This is a genomic window from Citrobacter sp. Cpo142, from assembly GCF_030332425.1.
GTDB classification, from domain to species: Bacteria; Pseudomonadota; Gammaproteobacteria; order Enterobacterales; family Enterobacteriaceae; genus Citrobacter; species Citrobacter portucalensis.
Genome location: NZ_JAOWHW010000142.1, coordinates 349,701 through 369,322, shown reverse-complemented (window position 1 = coordinate 369,322; position 19,622 = coordinate 349,701). Strand labels below are relative to the sequence as shown.

The window sequence follows — 19,622 nt, the reverse complement described above, 5'->3', positions numbered from 1 at the left end:
GCGTTTATCCTTATTTTTGTACTACGATATTTTCTTGTGAGGGATCGACATGCTGCATTTGCAGCTTTTCCGTTGCGATCCGTTCAACACGGCTATGGTCGCCGAGCGCGTTCTCCTCAAGGATCAAGTTACGCCATTCGATATCCAGCGCATCTCGCTCCAGAACCAGCTGCTCACGCTGCGCGGTCAGTAACCGCGTATGGTGGGCTGTTGTCACGACGGTAACCGCCGTCAAAATAATGCAAATGAACAGGCAGAGTGGCAGCTTCCCAAACCGCAAAAGATCGTCACCGATCACGCCAGGCAAGGCATGGCGCTCGTTGCTTCCTATCGATCCTTTAACTTTGCTTAGGGCTTCTGTCACTCTGCTGATCATGCGTTCGTCCTCTCTGCAATACGCAGAACTGAACTACGGGCACGAGGATTCTCAGCTACCTCTTCTTCACCCGGCATCATCTTGCCTAGTGCTCTTAACTCACGGCCGCCCAGCTTTTTGATCTGCGCTTCGGTCATCGGTATTCCAGCCGGTACCTGAGGACCACGGCTTTGTTCACGCATAAAGCGTTTCACAATGCGGTCTTCAAGCGAATGGAAACTGATGATCGAAAGGCGACCACCTGGAGCCAGCACACTGAGCGAGCTTTTTAGCGCCTGCTCTATCTCCTCCAGTTCACTGTTCACCCAAATGCGCACCGCCTGGAAGGTACGGGTCGCGGGATGTTTGAATTTGTCCTTCACCGGCATTGCCGCCGCAATGACTTCCGCCAGTTCTTTGGTGCGGGTCATCGGTTCGATGCGGTTGCGCTCGACGATGGCGCGCGCAATGCGTTTGCCGAAGCGCTCTTCGCCAAAGGTTTTAATCACCCAGGCAATGTCTGCTTCATCGGCGGTTTGCAGCCATTCGGCCGCTGACTGACCGCGTGTTGGGTCCATACGCATGTCTAACGGACCGTCACGCATAAACGAGAAACCGCGCTCTGCGTCATCGAGCTGCGGTGAAGAAACGCCCAGATCGAGTAGAATCCCGTCGATCTTACCGGTCAGTCCACGCTCGGCGACATAGTCAGCCAGCGCAGAGAAAGGTCCATGTACGATGGAGAAACGGGGATCGGTAATCGTTTTTGCAACGGCAATAGCCTGCGGATCGCGATCGATTGCCAGTAAACGTCCCTCTTCGCCAAGCTGGGAGAGGATCAGACGTGAGTGACCACCGCGACCAAATGTCCCGTCAATGTAGATGCCGTCTGGACGAATATTCAGGCCGTTTACGGCTTCATCCAGCAACACCGTTGTATGTTTATAATTTTCCGTCATTTTATAGAGACAAATCCTGCAATCGTTCCGACAACGCGCCAGTAACAGACTGCTCAGCGTCGATATCTTCCTTGACCTGTTGATACCAGGTCGTTTCATCCCACAGCTCAAACTTATTGAACTGCCCAACCAGCATCACTTCTTTCGTTAGCCCTGCGTGTTGCCGCAGAATGGGCGCTATCAGTAATCGACCAGCGTTATCCATCTGACATTCGCTGGCATGACCCAGCAATAAGCGCTGTACGCGACGCTCAACTGGATTCATGCTCGACAGACGCGATAGCTTCTGCTCGATTATTTCCCATTCAGGCAGGGGGTACAGCAGCAGGCACGGGTGATGGATGTCAATGGTGCAAACCATTTGACCGGTAGCGCTCTCAAGCAGTTGATCCCGATAACGGGTAGGCACGGATAAGCGCCCTTTACTGTCGAGATTAACTAACGTTGCTCCCCGGAACATGCCAGCCTCCCCCCAATTACCACTTTATCCCACAAATTCCCACTTAAAGGAGTTTACGGAGCGGAGGAAAACCTTGTCAAGCAAGTCACGGCGCTTAGCGGAGCAAAAAACCCATTGTTTACGGCTAATATCAGCGTTGAACAAATTCCGTACAGCAAACGAAGCAAATTAACGTCATGAATATTTGTAAGAAAAAAATCCAACAACTCATCATTGTTTAAAACAACTGAATATCATCCAAAGAAAATATAAAGTGTCAGTTTGCGACGCGAGCGGCATTTTAGGACAATATGCAGCGAGTTAACAGTACCAGTTAATCGGTCTGTACGCCGCGCAGAGTCGAGGTAAGCACCAGATGGCCGCAATACGAGAGCAAAGTGTTTGTTAATTCGGCAAATCCATACAAGCATGTAACAAAATAATACAAGCGTAACGCGTCGTTACGTATCAATAACCCAAAAATGGATAGTTGCATTTTTAATTCGGGGTATTTCAAGAATGAATTTCAGATAATTCTAAAGAATATTCTTAAATATAATGCGGTTATTTCTGAGAATAGAAAAATTGAAGACGTCAGAGGCTTATCCCGCCGACGTCATCAATTGAGGAAACTTAGTTACGGCTGAGAATACCACGACGGTACAGATTACGCCGTATACGCGTTAAACCTGGTTTTGGTTTACGCGGTTCGTCCAGACTTGCCAGTACAATCTCCAGCACGCGTTCTGCGACATCGCGATGGCGCTGTGCCACTGCCAGTACCGGGCACTGTAGGAAGTCGAGCAGTTCGTGATCGCCAAAAGTCGCAATCGCTAAATCAGACGGCAGTTGCCCATCACGACGCAGGGTCACATCCATCACGCCCTGCAACAGGGCAAACGACGTGGTAAACAACGCCTGAGGCATTGGGTGCGTTTCCAGCCATTTATCAAACAACTGCGCAGCTGCTTCCCGCTCATAGCTGTTGGCGTACAGGAAATGGACTTCACGCGGATCGTCCTTCCACGCGGTACGAAAACCCTGCTCGCGCAGGAAACTGACGGATAATTCAGGAAGCGCGCCCAGATAGAGGACGGTTTCAGCAGGGAATTTGCGTAACTCCTCTGCCAGCATTTCCGCATCATCCTGATCCGCACCCACAACGCTGGTAAAATGTTCGCGGTCCAGTGCACGGTCCAGCGCCACAATCGGGAATGAACTGTTTGCCCAGCGTTGGTAGAACGGATGCTCAGGCGGCAAAGAAGTCGACACAATAATGGCATCGACCTGGCGCTGTAAAAGATGCTCAATACAGCGCATTTCGTTATCCGGCTGATCTTCAGAGCAGGCAATCAACAGCTGATACCCACGCTGACGCGCCTGGCGTTCCAGATAGTTTGCGATCCGGGTATAGCTTGTGTTCTCAAGATCCGGGATCACCAGCCCGATAGAACGTGTGCGTCCAGCACGCAGCCCGGCCGCCACGGCATTCGGGTGGTAATTATGCTCACGCACCACCGCCATGACTTTTTCAACCGTTTTGTCGCTTACGCGATATTGCTTTGCTTTGCCATTAATAACGTAGCTTGCAGTCGTTCGCGAAACGCCGGCCAACCGAGCGATTTCATCCAGTTTCACAATTGCCCCTTGCGTAAAATGTACAAACCATAACCTTTTAGATGGCATGGGTTAAACTTCTTAACATCTAAGCGCAGAATAATGACTGCGGCAACCGCTTTTGTCTCTGGTTACTGCTGATTTCGCAAAAAAAAGCGCAGCAGGTAGCATCAGCGCAAACGGGTACGTTACATGTAGGCCGGATAAGACGTTTATGCCGCTATCCGGCATGACCTCCACGATGAGGTCTGATATCGCTGTGCTTACCAGGCCTACGGTTGACGATTAGCGCATAATTTTATCGCCACGGGAGAGTCCCACCACACCGGAACGAGCAACTTCCACAATTTTGGCGACTTCACGTAGGGTTGCCAGAAACGCATCCAGCTTGTCGCTGGTGCCCGCCAGTTGTACGGTGTAGATAGACGGCGTCACGTCGATGATTTGCCCGCGGAAAATCTCCGTGTTGCGTTTCACCTCCTCCCGGCCATAACCGCTGGCCTGGATTTTCACCAGCATGATTTCTCGTTCAACGTGGGCACCCTGCCCCAGCTCGCTAACGCGCAGAACATCCACCAGTTTGTGGAGCTGCTTTTCGATCTGCTCAAGGACTTTCTCATCCCCTACCGTCTGAATCGTCATCCGCGATAAGGTCGGGTCGTCGGTCGGCGCGACGGTCAGGCTTTCAATGTTGTAACCACGCTGGGCGAAGAGGCCAATCACCCGCGATAATGCACCCGACTCGTTTTCCAGCAATACTGATAATATCCGGCGCATAATCAGGTCCTCTCCGTTTTGCTTAGCCACATTTCATCCATCCCACCCCCACGAATCTGCATCGGGTAGACATGCTCACTGCCGTCGACGGTGACGTCGACAAACACCAGGCGATGGTTACGCACATGCTCCAGCGCTTCACCCAGCTTGCTCTCCAGTTCATCTGGATGATTAATCTGGATACCGATATGCCCATAAGCCTCAGCAAGGCGCACAAAATCGGGCAGCGACTGCATGTAAGACTGAGAGTGACGCCCGGAGTAGATCATATCCTGCCATTGTTTGACCATGCCGAGATAACGGTTGTTAAGGTTGAGCACCAGCACCGGCAGTTCATACTGCAGCGCCGTCGACAGCTCCTGGATATTCATCTGAATGCTGCCATCCCCGGTGACGCACACTACCGTTTCATCCGGCAACGCCATTTTCACCCCTAACGCCGCGGGTAAACCGAATCCCATCGTGCCGAGGCCGCCTGAGTTAATCCAGCGACGCGGTTTATCGAACGGATAATAAAGTGCGGCAAACATCTGATGCTGGCCAACGTCAGAGGTCACATACGCCTCCCCTTTCGTCAGACGCCAGATGGTTTCAATCACCGCCTGCGGCTTAATGCTTTCGCTTTGCGTGTCATATTTCAGACACTGACGGGCGCGCCAGTGCTCAATCTGTTGCCACCAGTCGCGGTTATCATCCAGTGGCTGCTGTGATTTCTCCTGCTCCAGCAGTTCGAGCATTTGATCCAGCACCAGACGGGCATCACCCACAATCGGAATATCCGCAGTAACGGTTTTAGAAATAGAGGTCGGATCGATGTCGATATGCAGCACGGTCGCATTCGGACAATATTTTGCCAGGTTATTCGTCGTTCGATCGTCAAAGCGAACGCCGACAGCAAAGATCACATCGGAATGATGCATGGTCATATTCGCTTCGTAGGTACCGTGCATCCCTAACATACCCAGCGCCTGACGATGCGTGGCCGGAAACGCGCCCAACCCCATTAGCGAGGAGACAACCGGCAGATTCAGCGCTTCAGCAATCTGAGCTAACTGCTCATGGCAAGCAGCATTGACCGCTCCACCGCCCACATAGACAACCGGTTTCTTCGCCGCGACCAGCGTCTGTAGCGCCCGTTTGATCTGTCCCTTATGTCCCGTCGTCGTCGGATTATACGAGCGCATACTCACCGAGTCCGGCCAGCTATAAGGCAGTTTCTTCGCCGGATTCAGAATATCCTTCGGCAAATCCACCACCACCGGTCCTGGGCGACCGCTTGCTGCCAGCCAGAAGGCTTTTTTCAGCACCTGTGGGATATCTTCCGTTTGTTTGACCAGGAAGCTGTGTTTTACCACCGGGCGGGATATACCTACCATGTCGCACTCCTGGAAGGCATCGTAGCCAATCAGCGACGTTGCGACCTGTCCGGAGAGGATCACCAGCGGAATGGAATCCATGTAAGCCGTTGCGATTCCGGTAATCGCGTTGGTCGCCCCCGGTCCGGAGGTAACTAATACAACACCCACTTCTCCCGTGGCGCGCGCAAGGCCATCAGCCATATGTACCGCAGCTTGTTCATGGCGAACCAGCACATGATCAATACCGCCGACCGTATGCAGCGCATCATAAATATCGAGAACGGCCCCCCCGGGATAACCGAATACCTGCTTCACACCCTGATCGATGAGCGATCGGACGACCATCTCGGCTCCAGACAACATCTCCATGGCTTGCCTCACTCTTATAATGAATTACGGTTTAACAACACATTAACCGCTGACGATGACGCATGGCAATTGACTCCGAAGGGGTGGCACTGGAGTAAATAAGAATAAAAAGGAGGAAAGACGCGAATAAACGGAGAATTAAACCAGCATAAGCAATCAGTATGATAAAAAATCGCTTAAAAATGGGAGCTTACAGCAATTACTCTATTTTTTGACACTTTTGGACAGACGTAAAAAATAGAGTTCAGCATAAAATTTCAGTTATAAACTTAAAAGCAGAATAAACAGGATGTACCGCCCGGTTTACTCTGCCAAATGCTACTGCTTACAAACGGAGACTAACAGCTCTTCCATCCATTGATGCCCTTTATCCCGGCCTGCGGCTTCATGCCATGAAAGATAGCATGTGCGGCTGTTCAATTTTAACGGTAAAGGCAAGATCTGTAGTTCTAAAGAATCGGCAAATTCTTCTGCTAACCAACGTGGCGCAATAGAGACCAAATGCGTTTGCGACACAATATTAAGAACGCTAATTAATGCCATGCCCTGATAAGCCACGCAGGATTGTTTATCCGGTGTGTCATACCACGGTTGGCTGAATGATGCGAAGCGATCAAGTGACACCACCGCATGCTGTTCATTATAGACATCACTTTCCAGTAAAGGGCCGCTAATGCGCGGATGCTTTTTACTTGCCACTAACACCATTTCGTCATTGAATAACGGAATACTAGTAAATTCAGGACGTCGGAACTCTTCATAGCTAATAACGAATTCAGTTTCCTGGTAACGTAATTGATGCTCTGTATTTTGATTGAGTGAAGATTTAAATACGACATGAATGTTTGGTGCAACTTGCTCAACCCGATTATAAATCAATGACGTCAGGATATTATCCAATGGGCTGCACACGCAAAGATTGAATACGCGTTCGCTGCTGGCTGGTTCAAAGCCCGATCCAGGCAGTTCATTTTGCACTAATTGCAATGCCTGGCGAACAGAACCAAATAGCTGGAAGGCTCTTGCTGTCGGCTGGATACCGCGTCCATAACGAACAAAAAGCTCATCATTAAACATCACTTTCAGGCGCGCGACCGCATTACTGACAGCGGGTTGCGACATCCCCAAAGTATGCGCGGCACGGGTAATGTTTTGTTCTTGCATCACCGCATCAAAGACGGTTAATAAATTAAGATCAACCATGCGAAGCTGTGGCTTCCCCATATCTATAATATTTGTTTTATCTATTATTTTTACTTCTGGCATATTTAACTCCACTGTCACTCTAAACTCCCTTTTCCCAGACGGAGTGAAGAAATAATCTCCGTTAATATGATTTACCATACATATAAGATGAGAAAAAGAAAAAACATTAAAATTAGGAAAACATAAAGGCACAAACCTAAATGAACAAAAGACCAATGCGAGCGCAGTGTGGCAGGTGTCACTGCACGGTGATTCATATGTTTAAATTTCAAAAACAATATAACCATAAGCGCGGCGAATACACAATCATACATACAGTGAATGTATATTTAAGTTTTAATTAAATGTTTATATTATTAATACATTAAAAGTTAACATTAATTTATCAATTATGTGGTATCACACCGTTCCAACCCATTCATAGTCACTATAAAAACAAATAAATCATGAGGATAAAAAATCCCAGAGGCGGAGTTTTCTCCAGTTCGCCGTTACAATAAATGCAAATAATTATGCTCAAATATGTCAAACCATGAAAAACATGTACAACCATCAACTGATTAATTTTATGTACCCAAAAAAATTCAGCACAATTCGCTTAAGTTTTGCCGAAACTTCCCCCCTCAAGTGAGGCATTTGCCAGGGTGAGGGTTGACATCAGTCTTCATATCCAGTACCACTAAAAGCATATCGCATTCGCCTGGAGCTTAATTGATGACTTACATTGCTCGTTTCAACGGTCTACTACTACTAAACGCATCTTCATTGCGCGGTAGACTGGTGGACGACATTCAGCATTAAGTCAGCTCCAGTTAAGACAAAAACCCGCGCCGTTGCGCGGGTTTTTTTATGCTCGAAGCAAGGCGCCCTAAGAAACCAAGGACCTAAACCATGAGCCAGCAAGTCATTATTTTCGATACCACCTTACGCGATGGTGAACAAGCGTTACAGGCAAGCCTGAGTGTGAAAGAAAAACTGCAGATTGCGCTGGCCCTTGAGCGTATGGGCGTTGACGTGATGGAAGTGGGTTTCCCCGTTTCTTCACCGGGCGACTTTGAGTCAGTTCAGACCATTGCTCGTCAGGTTAAAAACAGCCGCGTTTGCGCCTTAGCACGCTGCGTAGAAAAAGATATCGATGTTGCCGCAGAATCGCTGAAAGTTGCTGAAGCTTTCCGTATTCATACCTTTATCGCCACCTCGCCGATGCACATCGCGACGAAATTACGCAGTACGCTGGATGAGGTCATTGAGCGCGCGGTCTACATGGTTAAGCGTGCGCGTAATTATACCGATGACGTGGAGTTCTCCTGCGAAGATGCAGGCCGTACCCCTATCGCCGATCTGGCTCGCGTGGTTGAAGCTGCCATTAACGCGGGTGCCAAAACCATTAACATCCCCGATACCGTCGGTTACACCATGCCTTTCGAATTTGGGGCAATCATTTCTGGCCTGTATGAACGCGTACCAAATATCGATAAAGCCATCATCTCCGTACACACCCATGATGATTTAGGTTTAGGCGTCGGCAACGCACTGGCAGCCGTTCACGCTGGAGCACGTCAGGTGGAAGGCGCGATGAACGGTATCGGCGAACGCGCCGGTAACTGTTCACTGGAAGAAGTGATCATGGCGATCAAAGTGCGTAAAGATATCCTGAATGTACAGACCCGCATCAATCACCAGGAGATCTGGCGTACCAGTCAGTTAGTCAGCCAAATCTGCAACATGCCTATTCCGGCAAATAAAGCCATTGTCGGTAGCGGCGCCTTTGCCCACTCCTCCGGCATCCATCAGGACGGCGTACTGAAAAACCGTGAAAACTACGAAATCATGACGCCTGAATCCATTGGTCTGAACCAGGTACAGCTGAACCTGACCTCCCGTTCCGGACGCGCCGCGGTGAAACACCGTATGGACGAGATGGGATATAAAGAAAATGAATACAGCCTGGACAACCTGTATGACGCATTCCTGAAACTGGCGGATAAAAAAGGTCAGGTATTTGATTACGACCTGGAAGCGCTGGCCTTCATTAATAAACAGCAGGAAGAGCCAGAGCATTTCCGTCTGGATTACTTCAGCGTGCAGTCCGGCTCAAACGACATCGCCACCGCCTCCGTCAAGCTGGCCTGCGGTGAAGAAGTTAAAGCCGAAGCGGCGAACGGTAACGGTCCAGTCGATGCTATTTATCAGGCTATCAACCGTGTAACTGAGTACAACATCGAACTGGTGAAATACAGCCTGACCGCCAAAGGGCACGGTAAAGATGCTCTGGGTCAGGTGGATATCGTTGCCAACTATAACGGTCGTCGTTTCCACGGCGTCGGTCTGGCGACAGATATCGTCGAATCTTCTGCTAAAGCGATGGTGCATGTGCTGAACAACATCTGGCGCGCCGAAGAAGTCGAAAAAGAATTGCAACGCAAAGCTCAGAACAACGAGAACAACAAGGAAACCGTGTGATGTCGAAGAATTATCATATTGCTGTTTTGCCGGGTGACGGTATTGGCCCGGAAGTGATGGCGCAAGCCCTGAAGGTACTGGACGCAATCCGCAACCGTTTTAACATGCGCATTACCACCAGCCACTACGACGTGGGTGGTGCCGCGATCGATAACCACGGTCAGCCGCTGCCACCTGCAACGGTTGAAGGCTGTGAACAAGCTGACGCCATTCTGTTTGGCTCCGTTGGCGGCCCGAAATGGGAAAACCTGCCGCCAAACCAGCAGCCAGAGCGTGGCGCGCTGCTGCCATTGCGTAAGCACTTCAAATTATTCAGCAATCTGCGCCCAGCTAAGCTCTACCAGGGGCTGGAAGCGTTTTGCCCTCTGCGCGCAGATATTGCCGCGAACGGTTTCGACATCCTGTGCGTACGCGAACTGACTGGCGGGATTTACTTCGGTCAACCAAAAGGCCGCGAAGGCAGCGGACAACATGAAAAAGCCTTTGATACCGAGGTTTATCACCGTTTCGAGATCGAACGTATTGCACGTATCGCGTTTGAATCCGCTCGCAAACGTCGCCGTAAAGTTACGTCGATTGATAAAGCTAACGTACTGCAAACGTCTATTCTGTGGCGCGAAATCGTCAATGAAATTGCTAATGAATACCCAGACGTTGAACTGGCGCATATGTACATCGACAACGCGACAATGCAGTTGATTAAAGATCCATCCCAATTCGACGTGTTGCTGTGCTCTAATCTGTTTGGTGACATTCTGTCCGATGAGTGCGCCATGATCACCGGTTCGATGGGCATGTTACCGTCCGCCAGCCTGAATGAGCAGGGTTTTGGTTTGTACGAGCCTGCTGGCGGTTCAGCTCCGGACATCGCCGGGAAAAACATTGCCAACCCTATCGCCCAGATCCTGTCGCTGGCGCTGCTGCTGCGCTACAGCCTGGATGCCAATGATGCGGCAACCGCAATTGAGAGCGCCATCAACCGCGCATTAGAAGAAGGCATTCGCACCGGTGACTTAGCCCGCGGCGCTGCCGCAGTCAGTACCGATGAAATGGGCGACATCATTGCCCGTTACGTCGCAGAAGGGGTGTAATCATGGCCAAAACGTTGTACGAAAAATTGTTTGATGCGCACGTCGTCTTTGAGGCGCAAAACGAAACCCCACTGTTGTACATCGACAGGCATCTGGTGCATGAAGTGACCTCTCCGCAGGCGTTTGATGGACTGCGCGCGCATGGCCGTCAGGTACGCCAGCCAGGTAAAACCTTTGCCACCATGGATCACAACGTCTCTACCCAGACCAAAGACATCAACGCGTCGGGTGAGATGGCGCGCATCCAGATGCAGGAGCTGATTAAGAACTGTAACGAATTTGGCGTCGAGCTGTACGACCTGAACCATCCGTATCAGGGTATCGTTCACGTGATGGGGCCAGAACAAGGCGTGACGTTGCCGGGTATGACCATCGTCTGCGGCGATTCCCACACCGCTACACACGGCGCGTTCGGCGCACTGGCGTTTGGCATTGGCACCTCTGAAGTTGAACACGTTCTGGCGACGCAGACCCTGAAACAGGGGCGCGCCAAAACCATGAAGATTGAAGTCAACGGTAAAGCAGCCCCTGGCATTACCGCCAAAGATATTGTGCTGGCTATTATCGGTAAAACCGGTAGCGCAGGCGGTACCGGACACGTGGTTGAGTTTTGTGGCGAAGCCATCCGTGCATTGAGCATGGAAGGCCGGATGACCCTGTGCAATATGGCCATTGAAATGGGCGCCAAAGCGGGTCTGGTCGCACCGGATGAAACGACATTTAACTATGTTCAGGGTCGTTTACACGCACCGAAGGGCGAGGATTTTGACCACGCGGTTACATACTGGAAAACCCTGAAAACCGACGACAACGCGACGTTTGATACCGTCGTTACCCTGCAGGCAGAAGAGATCGCTCCGCAGGTCACCTGGGGAACAAACCCGGGTCAGGTCATCTCGGTGAACGATAATATTCCCGACCCGGCGTCATTTGCCGATCCCGTTGAGCGTGCATCAGCTGAAAAAGCGCTGGCGTATATGGGGCTGAAACCGGGTATTCCGTTAACGGAAGTGACTATCGATAAAGTGTTCATCGGTTCCTGCACCAACTCGCGTATTGAAGATTTACGCGCCGCGGCAGAAATCGCCAAAGGGCGCAAAGTTGCGCCGGGTGTGCAGGCACTGGTGGTGCCGGGCTCTGGTCCAGTGAAAGCGCAGGCGGAAGCAGAAGGTCTGGATAAGATCTTTATCGAAGCCGGTTTTGAATGGCGTTTACCGGGCTGTTCCATGTGCCTGGCGATGAACAATGACCGCCTGAACCCAGGCGAACGCTGCGCATCCACCAGCAACCGTAATTTTGAAGGTCGTCAGGGCCGCGGTGGTCGCACGCATTTAGTCAGCCCGGCCATGGCCGCCGCTGCCGCCGTAACCGGTCATTTTGCCGACATTCGCAGCATCAAATAAGGAAACTACCATGGCAGAGAAATTTACCCAGCATACCGGCCTGGTTGTCCCACTGGATGCCGCCAACGTTGATACCGACGCAATTATCCCTAAACAGTTTTTGCAGAAGGTTACGCGCACCGGTTTTGGCGCCCATCTGTTTAACGACTGGCGTTTCCTGGACGAAAAGGGCCAACAGCCGAATCCTGAGTTCGTTTTAAACTTCCCGGAATATAAAGGGGCATCAATTCTGCTCGCACGGGAAAACTTTGGCTGCGGCTCTTCACGCGAACATGCGCCGTGGGCACTGACCGATTACGGCTTTAAAGTTGTTATCGCACCAAGCTTCGCCGACATCTTCTACGGCAACAGTTTCAATAACCAACTGTTGCCGGTGACCCTGAGCGACGCGCAGGTAGATGAAATGTTCGCGCTGGTGAAAGCCAATCCGGGCATTAAATTTGAAGTGGATCTGGAAGCGCAGGTGGTGAAAGCAGGCGATAAGTCCTACAGCTTTAAAATTGACGACTTCCGCCGTCACTGCATGCTGAACGGTCTGGACAGCATCGGGCTGACGCTGCAGCATGAAGCGGCCATCACCGAGTACGAAGACAAGCAGCCAGCGTTTATGCAGTAATCTCTTCCGCTGGTCACCGCACTGTGGCCAGCCCTTTCTCTTCGCCTAAAGCGTATCGCCGTAATAGATTTGGTAGCCAAGATTGACGCTGCCCGGCGCAGCTTTCCCGTTCAAACGCTTAATCAGAATATCCGCCGCCGTTTTGCCAATCTCAAAGCGTGGCGTAATCACACTGGCGATTTTTTGCAGCCGCGCACGGCCAATTTCCAGCCCGTGGAAACCGGCAATCGCCATTTTTCCCGGCACATCGTACTGCTGTGCCTGACACTCCAGCAGCGCGCCAACCGCCAGGTCATCGTTGGTACAGAAAATAGCGTCAATATCCGGCTTTTCCCCCATCGCCTGCTGGAACATCTTGCGTCCCAGCGCCACCGACGAAATAGTTTTTGGCGCCAGGTGGTACGCTTCCAGTCCCTGCGCCGCCAGCGCTTTCTCGGTGCCGCGAAAACGGCTGAGGTCTCGGGGGTCATCCATCGAGCCAAAGAAAGCAATGCTGCGTTTACCGCTGTCAATAAAAGCCTGCGTCATTTCAAACGCGGCTTTTTCGTTATCAAACCCAACCTGTATATCAAGATACTGGCCGCTAATATCCATCAGTTCCGCCACCGGTACGCCGCTGGCGCGCACGTACTGGATCATCCGCTCGGTATGCAGCTTTCCCGTGAGGATCAGGCCGTCGATATTGTAAGAGAGCAAGTTCAGCACCTCACGTTCTTCACGCTCGGCATCATATTCGTAGTTGGCGATCAGCGTCTGGTACTGGCAGGCCGAGGTGACGGATTCAATCCCCGCCAGCACGTCGGCAAAGATCTGATTACGAAACGAGGGGATCAGCACACCAATGGTTTTGCTGCGTGCGTTGAGCAGAATTTCCGGGGCGCGGTTGGGGATGTAGTTGTTCTCTTCCATCACTTTCGAAATCAATTCGCGGCTGCGTTGCGACACCTGATTCGGGTCACGCAGATAACGGCTGACCGTCATCTTATTCAGCCCGGCCAGATTAGCGATATCCTGTAATGTCATCCGATTGTTTTTCATGAGGTTCTCTACGACCAACAGCCCATTATGCTCGCAGAGAACCTTATCACAGCCGGTTAGCGACTGCACTCCTCGCTCAACCTTAACGCGTAGCCATCTCAGCCGACGGCGACGTGGTTTCATTTTGCGCACGAACGCAGTACATCAGCACCACCGACGCCAGCAGAGCAATCGCCATGAAGGTGTAGGAGACGCCCGGCCCGCCGGTCACGCCATTGAGGTAACCCACCAGCCACGCGCCGAGGAATGCCCCTAACGCGCCAAAACTGTTGATCATCCCCATCGACACGCCGGAGACGTTGCGTGGCAGCAGTTCGGGGATCAGCGCAAAGAACGGTCCGTAAGGCGCATACATACAGGCGGCGGCCACAACCAGCAGCGCGTAGGAGAGCCAGAAGGACTGGTTGCCCAACAGCCACGAGGCAAAGAACGCGATAGCGGCAATCAACAGCAGCGGCCAGATAAACAGTTTACGGTTCTGGAACTTATCGGACAGCCAGGAGACTGTCAGCATCAGGCAAATCGCCGCCAGATATGGCACCGCTGCCAGCCAGCCCACCGCCACGATGTCCATCTGCGCCGCATTTTTGAGGATTGACGGCATCCACATCATGAAGCCATACACCCCGATGCTCCAAAGCGCATGCACCGCGCAAAGCATAATGACGCTGCGTGAACGCATCGCTTCACCGTAGTTACGCATCGGTTTGATGTCACGCTGCTCGCGATCCATCGCCTGCTGTAATGCCTGTTTCTCCTGCTCGCTCAACCAGCCCGCATCCGCCGGTTTGTCGCGTACCAGAATCACCCAGCAGAACGCCCAGATCACCGCCGGGATACCTTCGATAATAAACATTTCGCGCCAGCCCCAGGCTTCAATCAGATAGCCGGAGACTATCGACATCCACAACACTGTGACCGGGTTACCGAGAATTAAAAAGGTGTTGGCGCGCGAGCGTTCAGTTTTGGTAAACCAGTTGCTGATATAAATCAGCATCGCGGGCATCACCGCCGCTTCGACGATGCCGAGAATAAAGCGGATCGCCATCAGCGTTGGGATATTGCTGACAAAGCCGGTCGCCGCGGCACAAAGCCCCCAAAGGATCAGGCTGTAAAAAATCATTTTGCGCACGCTATGCTTAACGGCGTACATCGCACCCGGCACCTGGAAAAAGAAGTAGCCAAGGAAGAATAACGCGCCAATTAACGATGCAGTTCCCTGAGTAATCCCCAAGTCATGTTCAATACCCGCGGCAGCGGCAAAGCCGTAATTGGCGCGGTCGAGATAAGCTAAGCTGTAGGTAATAAAAATAATCGGCATTAAATACCACCAGCGACGCGCTGGCAGTTTTGCGAGCATATCCATACTCACTCCTTGGATTATTGTTTTATCGCTCAGGCCGCGCGTTGCGGCCCATTATTGTTCAGACCGCAGCCAGCATGCCGCCGTCCACAAACAGAAGATGCCCATTCACAAAGTCAGAAGCGGGCGCGGCAAGATAAACCGCCGCGCCGATCAGCTCCTCCGGGTTACCCCAGCGAGCGGCGGGCGTGCGCTGGAACAGCCAGGCGGAGAATGCTTCATCGTTGACCAGCGCGGTGGTCATGTCGGTGGCGAAATAGCCAGGAGCAATGCCGTTGACCTGAATATTGTATTCAGCCAGTTCCACGCACATGCCACGGGTTAACATTTTGACCGCACCTTTTGACGCCGCGTATGGGGTAATGGTTTTACGACCTAATTCGCTTTGCATTGAGCAGATATTAATAATCTTCCCGCGGCGGCGTTGCACCATGTAGCGGGAAACCTGCTGCGACACCAGAAAGACCGATTTCTGGTTTACATCAATCACTTTGTCCCATTCAGCCTCCGGAAATTCGGTGAAGGGATAACGACGCTGGATTCCGGCGTTGTTAATTAAAATATCAATGGCCCCAACTTCCTTTTCGATTTGCGCGATGGCGCGCGCCACCTCTTCCCCGTTGGTGACATCAAATCCATAGCCAACAGCGCGATAGCCTTCGGCCACCAGTTTGTCCGCCGCCGCCTGCGCCCGCTGCTGGGTGATGTCGTTAATCACAATCTCAGCACCGTGCGCCGCCAGACCGCTGGCCAGCAGGTTACCAATGCCCTGAGCGGAACCGGTAATCAACGCGCGTTTGCCGGTAAGGTCGAATAGGTTTTTCATAAAAAACTCCTTTTTTAATAACTGTTACGCGTAACTGTATACGCGTAACAGTAGAAAAAAGAAGATCCAGGAAGAGGAAAATGATCGTTATGTGATCAACATTACATTTACGTGCAAGATGAAAAAAAGAGGGATAGACCTGATAAGCGTAACGCGATCAGGCCGTAAGGACAGGTTACCGGATGGCGGCGTAAACGCCTTATCCGGCCTACAAAAACGACAAAAGCGAATACGAAATGTCGTCCGGTCGAGCACAGCGACGCCGGGATTGCACCGGACTAAACATCCTTCACCCGCCCGGTCATCCACAGCGTCACCACTGAAATCACCGCAATTACCCAATAGACGGCATAGTGACCGTAGCTTTGCGCAACAGCCCCCTGAATCACCCCTGCCAGAATGACTCCCGTTGAAATACTGTTGGTAAATAATGTGGTCGCTGATCCCGCACGTCCGGGCATCAGATCCTGAAACCACAGCATGCCTATCCCGGCGATAATACCGATAAATACCGCGTTAAACAGTTGCAGCACCAGCAGCGCCGTACGGCTGTGAAAGAAGATCAAACCAAGATAAAACAGCACACCTGCCGCTACGGCCGCGATCATCATTCGCCGTTTGCCAAAGCGCTTCACGTAATAGCCCGCAAGAATCATCGCCGGAATTTCCAGTCCAGCTGCCGTCCCCATTAGAATCCCGGCCAGCTTGTCCGGCAAGCCCAGTTCGAGGCTTATCCACAGCGGCATATCGATGATGTACATGGTGTTGCAGGTCCACATCAGCGTGGAGGCAATAAACAACATACGCACATTTTTGTCCTGCCAACCGCCGGTCTGTTCCAGCGGCACATCTACAGGCTGCTCCACCCGAGCAACTGACGGCAGTATCAGCGCAATCAGCACCAGGCTAATGGCAAAAATCCCTGCGGCAATGGAAAACATCGCCGTAAAGCCGTAATTCAGCGCCAGCATAAAAGCCAGCGGTGGGCCAATTACCCAGGCCAGTGAAAGCTGCGCACGCATCACCGAGCTAAACATCACCACTTCACGCGCGGAGTTATCAGCATATTCCCGCGCCAGCGCAAACAGCTGCGGCATGGCGGTGTTCGCCAGCGAGGCCAGCAGCACACCGCAGGTGATCAGCGTAAGATAGTGACGATTAAAGGCAAACAGCAACGCATTGCCAATTGCCATCAGGCAGCAGAACATGATCAACTTACGTCGATCGCCCTGGTTGTCAGATCGTTTCGCAAGGCCAAGGCTGACTACGATCCCGACAATCGCATTGACGGTGTAAAACAGCCCGACCCAAAATGGCTGCGCCCCGACTTCACGGCTCAGGAACAGACTCAGCGTGGGTGCCTGCAATGCCCCCGCCACGCCCATCATAAAAGCGACCAGCATAAATGCCGCGTAAACGCCGTTGAGGCGCCGTCCCATGGTCATAATCCAGAGCATATCTTTCCTTTTAAGCGCAGCTGAAACGAAAAAAGCCAGCAGATAATACCTGCTGGCGGGTGAACGAGGCTGTATCCTGCCATTATATCTGGCATCGACGCTGGGTAAAAAACGCATAATCCAGGCGGAGGGCGCTGGGTATAGAAATCTATTCCCAAGCCTGACAACGCAGAGTATGCGTTTTTTACACGCGTCCCGGAGGGCTGGGGCCATTTTTTCACATAGCTGTGTTGCTCACACCTTATTTGGTCCACCAAATTTCACTGTTCGCGCCTTGCCATGTGAAAAAATTGCCACCAGCGATGCTCAGAGATAATGGCAGGATACAGCCTGCACCAATACTCAGTCACACATGATGTCTGCAATTTCCAATTCAGGAGTCAGATGTCATCTCCCACTGCATCAGCTCTTCGAGCATCTTTAAGCGCTGCGGGGCACTCGGGCAAGCCAACCAGGACGATTTTTCTGTCGCGGTAAAGTACTTCAACCAGAACTGACGCATAGATGACCCCTTCGTTGTCTCATCGCTTCATCGGAATCTATTATTGGCTTAATATAGGGATTATAAAATTGCTGAGTTTTCCGCAGGAGTTCCCCTTTTATGTCTTCTGGTCGTTTGCAACAACAGTTCATCCGTCTGTGGCAATGCTGTGACGGTAAGACGCAAGACACGACGCTCAACGAGCTGGCGGATCTACTGAGCTGCTCGCGTCGCCATATGCGTACGCTGCTTAATACCATGCAGGATCGTGGCTGGTTGACGTGGGAAGCTGAAGTTGGACGAGGTAAACGCTCGCGACTGACATTCCTCTATACCGGGCTGGCGCTCCAGCAGCAGCGCGCGGAAGACCTACTGGAACAGGATCGTATCGATCAACTGGTGCAGCTTGTCGGTGACAAAACGGCCGTCCGGCAAATGCTGGTCTCCCACCTTGGCCGCAGCTTTCGCCAGGGTCGGCATATCATGCGCGTTCTCTATTATCGCCCGATGCACAACCTGCTCCCCGGTACGGCATTACGCCGCTCCGAAACCCATATCGCCCGCCAAATCTTCAGTGCCTTAATTCGGGTAAATGAGGAAAATGGGGAACTGGAAGCGGACATTGCCCATCACTGGCAGCAAATTTCACCTTTGCATTGGCGATTCTTCCTGCGCCCGGGGATCCATTTTCATCATGGCCGCGAGCTGGAAATGGAAGATGTTATCGCCTCGCTGAGGCGCATTAACACCCTGCCACTGTACTCACACATCACGCAAATAGTTTCTCCCACGGCCTGGACGCTGGATATCCATCTGGCCCAGCCAGACCGCTGGCTTCCCTGGCTATTGGGGCAGGTCCCGGCCATGATCCTGCCGCGAGAATGGGAAACGCTAAACAACTTTTCCAGCCACCCGATTGGTACCGGTCCGTATGCGGTAATGCGCAATACCAATAACCAACTGAAAATTCATGCATTTGATGATTACTTTGGCTACCGGGCGCTGATCGACGAAGTTAACGTTTGGGTATTACCCGACATCGGAGAAGAGCCTGGCGGCGGGTTGACGCTAAAAGGTCCCACAGAGGATGAAAAGGCGATCGAAAGCCGCCTCGAAGAAGGCTGCTACTACCTGCTGTTTGATGCGCGTAGCCACCGTGGCGCTAATCAGGAGGTCCGTGAGTGGGCAAGCCGCGTTCTCTCGCCAACGAATTTAATCTGCCACGCCGATGAACAGTACCAGCGGTTGTGGTTTCCCGCCTACGGTTTGCTTCCCCGCTGGCACCACGCCAAACCTGGCCATGGTGAAAAACCCGCCGGGCTGGAAACGCTGACGATCACCTACTATCGCGATCATATCGAACACCGGATTATCGCGCAGATCATGAAAACGTTGCTGGCGCAGCATCAGGTACAGTTGAATATTCAGGAGATCGACTACGATCAATGGCATGCAGGTGAAATCATCAGCGATATCTGGCTCAACAGCGCCAACTTTACCCTCCCGCTGGACTTCTCACTGTTCGCCCATTTGTGCGAAGTCCCTTTGCTGCAAAACTGTATCTCGCGGGACTGGGAAAACGATGCGGCTCGCTGGCGAACGGGCGAAATGAGCCTGGCAGCATGGTGCCAACAGCTGCTCGCCACAAAGGCCATTGTGCCATTAATCCACCACTGGCTGATCATTCAGGGACAGCGCAGTATGCGCGGGCTGCGCATGAATACCCTCGGCTGGTTTGATTTTAAATCGGCGTGGTTTGCGCCGCCGGATCCATAAGAGCCAGCTCTTAATTGCTGCCCGGCAA

The 19,622-nt window shown here is 52.0% G+C and carries 18 protein-coding genes; 6 read left to right on the top strand and 12 right to left on the bottom strand.

Annotated features, from left to right (window positions below; all coding sequences use genetic code 11):
- Nucleotides 1-10 precede the first annotated feature (10 nt).
- From ftsL to leuO, 7 genes are all read right to left on the bottom strand, one after another.
- Nucleotides 11-376: a cell division protein FtsL gene (gene ftsL, locus OGY18_RS22975; protein ID WP_000625651.1), complete on the bottom strand. Its 366-nt coding sequence runs from the start codon at nucleotides 374-376 to the stop codon at nucleotides 11-13.
- Nucleotides 373-1,314: a 16S rRNA (cytosine(1402)-N(4))-methyltransferase RsmH gene (gene rsmH, locus OGY18_RS22970; protein WP_003018789.1), complete on the bottom strand. Its 942-nt coding sequence runs from the start codon at nucleotides 1,312-1,314 to the stop codon at nucleotides 373-375. Before rsmH ends, ftsL begins: the two co-directional genes overlap by 4 nt.
- A 1-nt stretch (nucleotide 1,315) precedes the next feature.
- Nucleotides 1,316-1,774 (bottom strand): division/cell wall cluster transcriptional repressor MraZ, encoded by a 459-nt coding sequence (mraZ, locus tag OGY18_RS22965; protein WP_003018792.1) that lies wholly within the window; start codon nucleotides 1,772-1,774, stop codon nucleotides 1,316-1,318.
- Between the two features lie 612 nt (nucleotides 1,775-2,386).
- A complete protein-coding gene (gene cra / locus OGY18_RS22960; RefSeq protein WP_003018794.1) occupies nucleotides 2,387-3,391 on the bottom strand; it encodes a catabolite repressor/activator in 1,005 nt (334 codons plus the stop codon).
- A gap of 264 nt (nucleotides 3,392-3,655) precedes the next feature.
- Nucleotides 3,656-4,147, bottom strand: coding sequence for an acetolactate synthase small subunit (gene ilvN / locus OGY18_RS22955; RefSeq protein ID WP_003829566.1), 492 nt, complete (start codon nucleotides 4,145-4,147; stop codon nucleotides 3,656-3,658).
- 2 nt (nucleotides 4,148-4,149) lie between these two features.
- Nucleotides 4,150-5,874, bottom strand: coding sequence for an acetolactate synthase 3 large subunit (gene ilvI, locus OGY18_RS22950; protein ID WP_020996230.1), 1,725 nt, complete (start codon nucleotides 5,872-5,874; stop codon nucleotides 4,150-4,152).
- A gap of 318 nt (nucleotides 5,875-6,192) precedes the next feature.
- Nucleotides 6,193-7,140: a transcriptional regulator LeuO gene (gene leuO, locus OGY18_RS22945; protein ID WP_020996231.1), complete on the bottom strand. Its 948-nt coding sequence runs from the start codon at nucleotides 7,138-7,140 to the stop codon at nucleotides 6,193-6,195.
- Nucleotides 7,141-7,794: 654 nt separating this feature from the next.
- Here leuO and leuL point away from each other — a divergent pair.
- From leuL to leuD, 5 genes are all read left to right on the top strand, one after another.
- Nucleotides 7,795-7,881, top strand: coding sequence for a leu operon leader peptide (gene leuL / locus OGY18_RS22940; RefSeq protein ID WP_048998978.1), 87 nt, complete (start codon nucleotides 7,795-7,797; stop codon nucleotides 7,879-7,881).
- A 90-nt stretch (nucleotides 7,882-7,971) separates the two neighbouring features.
- On the top strand, nucleotides 7,972-9,543 hold the full coding sequence (gene leuA / locus OGY18_RS22935; protein ID WP_003829569.1) for a 2-isopropylmalate synthase: 1,572 nt from the start codon (nucleotides 7,972-7,974) through the stop codon (nucleotides 9,541-9,543).
- Nucleotides 9,543-10,634 carry a 3-isopropylmalate dehydrogenase gene (gene leuB / locus OGY18_RS22930; protein ID WP_003829570.1) on the top strand — a complete coding sequence of 364 codons (1,092 nt, stop codon included), beginning with the start codon at nucleotides 9,543-9,545 and terminating at the stop codon, nucleotides 10,632-10,634. Before leuA ends, leuB begins: the two co-directional genes overlap by 1 nt.
- Nucleotides 10,635-10,636: 2 nt before the next feature.
- Nucleotides 10,637-12,037: a 3-isopropylmalate dehydratase large subunit gene (gene leuC, locus OGY18_RS22925; protein ID WP_063941101.1), complete on the top strand. Its 1,401-nt coding sequence runs from the start codon at nucleotides 10,637-10,639 to the stop codon at nucleotides 12,035-12,037.
- A gap of 10 nt (nucleotides 12,038-12,047) precedes the next feature.
- The gene (leuD, locus tag OGY18_RS22920; protein ID WP_003829572.1) at nucleotides 12,048-12,653 is read left to right on the top strand and encodes a 3-isopropylmalate dehydratase small subunit; all 606 of its coding nucleotides are present in this window, start codon (nucleotides 12,048-12,050) and stop codon (nucleotides 12,651-12,653) included.
- 45 nt (nucleotides 12,654-12,698) lie between these two features.
- On the opposite strand, the gene idnR is transcribed toward leuD, so the two are convergent.
- The 5 genes from idnR to sgrT all read right to left on the bottom strand — a co-directional run bounded on the left by idnR (nucleotide 12,699) and on the right by sgrT (nucleotide 17,839).
- The gene (gene idnR / locus OGY18_RS22915; RefSeq protein ID WP_126956898.1) at nucleotides 12,699-13,691 is read right to left on the bottom strand and encodes a DNA-binding transcriptional regulator IdnR; all 993 of its coding nucleotides are present in this window, start codon (nucleotides 13,689-13,691) and stop codon (nucleotides 12,699-12,701) included.
- An 82-nt stretch (nucleotides 13,692-13,773) separates the two neighbouring features.
- Entirely contained in the window at nucleotides 13,774-15,057 is a 1,284-nt protein-coding gene (locus OGY18_RS22910; protein WP_286554506.1) for an MFS transporter, read from the bottom strand.
- Nucleotides 15,058-15,115: 58 nt separating this feature from the next.
- The gene (idnO, locus tag OGY18_RS22905; RefSeq protein ID WP_123268699.1) at nucleotides 15,116-15,880 is read right to left on the bottom strand and encodes a gluconate 5-dehydrogenase; all 765 of its coding nucleotides are present in this window, start codon (nucleotides 15,878-15,880) and stop codon (nucleotides 15,116-15,118) included.
- Nucleotides 15,881-16,158: 278 nt separating this feature from the next.
- A complete protein-coding gene (locus OGY18_RS22900) occupies nucleotides 16,159-17,337 on the bottom strand; it encodes a sugar efflux transporter (RefSeq protein ID WP_149281215.1) in 1,179 nt (392 codons plus the stop codon).
- Between the two features lie 373 nt (nucleotides 17,338-17,710).
- The gene (gene sgrT / locus OGY18_RS22895) at nucleotides 17,711-17,839 is read right to left on the bottom strand and encodes a glucose uptake inhibitor SgrT (protein WP_003829577.1); all 129 of its coding nucleotides are present in this window, start codon (nucleotides 17,837-17,839) and stop codon (nucleotides 17,711-17,713) included.
- 99 nt (nucleotides 17,840-17,938) lie between these two features.
- On the opposite strand from sgrT, the gene sgrR reads away from it, so the two are divergent.
- Nucleotides 17,939-19,594, top strand: a complete 1,656-nt coding sequence (sgrR, locus tag OGY18_RS22890; protein WP_191235767.1) for an HTH-type transcriptional regulator SgrR — start codon at nucleotides 17,939-17,941, stop codon at nucleotides 19,592-19,594.
- Nucleotides 19,595-19,622: the final 28 nt, after the last annotated feature.

Coding starts and splice junctions, on each gene's coding strand:
- ftsL (WP_000625651.1), bottom strand. CDS start 376: ATGATCAGCAGAGTGACAGAAGCCCTAAGCAAAGTTAAAGGATCGATA.
- rsmH (WP_003018789.1), bottom strand. CDS start 1,314: ATGACGGAAAATTATAAACATACAACGGTGTTGCTGGATGAAGCCGTA.
- mraZ (WP_003018792.1), bottom strand. CDS start 1,774: ATGTTCCGGGGAGCAACGTTAGTTAATCTCGACAGTAAAGGGCGCTTA.
- ilvN (WP_003829566.1), bottom strand. CDS start 4,147: ATGCGCCGGATATTATCAGTATTGCTGGAAAACGAGTCGGGTGCATTA.
- ilvI (WP_020996230.1), bottom strand. CDS start 5,874: ATGGAGATGTTGTCTGGAGCCGAGATGGTCGTCCGATCGCTCATCGAT.
- leuO (WP_020996231.1), bottom strand. CDS start 7,140: ATGCCAGAAGTAAAAATAATAGATAAAACAAATATTATAGATATGGGG.
- leuL (WP_048998978.1), top strand. CDS start 7,795: ATGACTTACATTGCTCGTTTCAACGGTCTACTACTACTAAACGCATCT.
- leuA (WP_003829569.1), top strand. CDS start 7,972: ATGAGCCAGCAAGTCATTATTTTCGATACCACCTTACGCGATGGTGAA.
- leuB (WP_003829570.1), top strand. CDS start 9,543: ATGTCGAAGAATTATCATATTGCTGTTTTGCCGGGTGACGGTATTGGC.
- leuC (WP_063941101.1), top strand. CDS start 10,637: ATGGCCAAAACGTTGTACGAAAAATTGTTTGATGCGCACGTCGTCTTT.
- leuD (WP_003829572.1), top strand. CDS start 12,048: ATGGCAGAGAAATTTACCCAGCATACCGGCCTGGTTGTCCCACTGGAT.
- idnR (WP_126956898.1), bottom strand. CDS start 13,691: ATGAAAAACAATCGGATGACATTACAGGATATCGCTAATCTGGCCGGG.
- OGY18_RS22910 (WP_286554506.1), bottom strand. CDS start 15,057: ATGGATATGCTCGCAAAACTGCCAGCGCGTCGCTGGTGGTATTTAATG.
- idnO (WP_123268699.1), bottom strand. CDS start 15,880: ATGAAAAACCTATTCGACCTTACCGGCAAACGCGCGTTGATTACCGGT.
- OGY18_RS22900 (WP_149281215.1), bottom strand. CDS start 17,337: ATGCTCTGGATTATGACCATGGGACGGCGCCTCAACGGCGTTTACGCG.
- sgrT (WP_003829577.1), bottom strand. CDS start 17,839: ATGCGTCAGTTCTGGTTGAAGTACTTTACCGCGACAGAAAAATCGTCC.
- sgrR (WP_191235767.1), top strand. CDS start 17,939: ATGTCTTCTGGTCGTTTGCAACAACAGTTCATCCGTCTGTGGCAATGC.